This window comes from Streptomyces sp. SID3212, assembly GCF_009865405.1.
Taxonomy (GTDB): Bacteria; Actinomycetota; Actinomycetes; order Streptomycetales; family Streptomycetaceae; genus Streptomyces.
This window is the reverse complement of the sequence record NZ_WWJY01000325.1, coordinates 1-282: the sequence shown is the minus strand read 5'-3', so window position 1 is coordinate 282 and position 282 is coordinate 1. Positions and strand designations below refer to the sequence as shown.

The window sequence follows — 282 nt, the reverse complement described above, 5'->3', positions numbered from 1 at the left end:
CGAGGGGCTGCCGGCGGACGCCCGCGCGCTGTTGCCCGGGCTGGTGGTCGGCGACACGTCGCGGATCCCGCCCGACCTCCAGGACGCGTTCAAGGCGACGGACCTCTCCCACCTGACGGCCGTCTCCGGGAGCAACCTCACCATCGTCCTCGTCCTGCTGATCGGCCCGCCGGGGCTCGCGCTCAGGGCCGAACGGCGCGGCCTGGCGCCGAGGCTGAGGCTCTCGCTGCGGTCGACCGCGCTGCTCGGCGGGGCGCTCACGCTCGCCTTCGTGGTGGTCTG

Annotated in this window: 1 protein-coding gene; it reads left to right on the top strand. The window is 75.2% G+C overall.

The window, feature by feature from the left end:
* Positions 1-282 (top strand): ComEC/Rec2 family competence protein (locus tag GT042_RS09675; protein WP_202532575.1); only part of this gene is annotated, 282 nt, incomplete at both ends.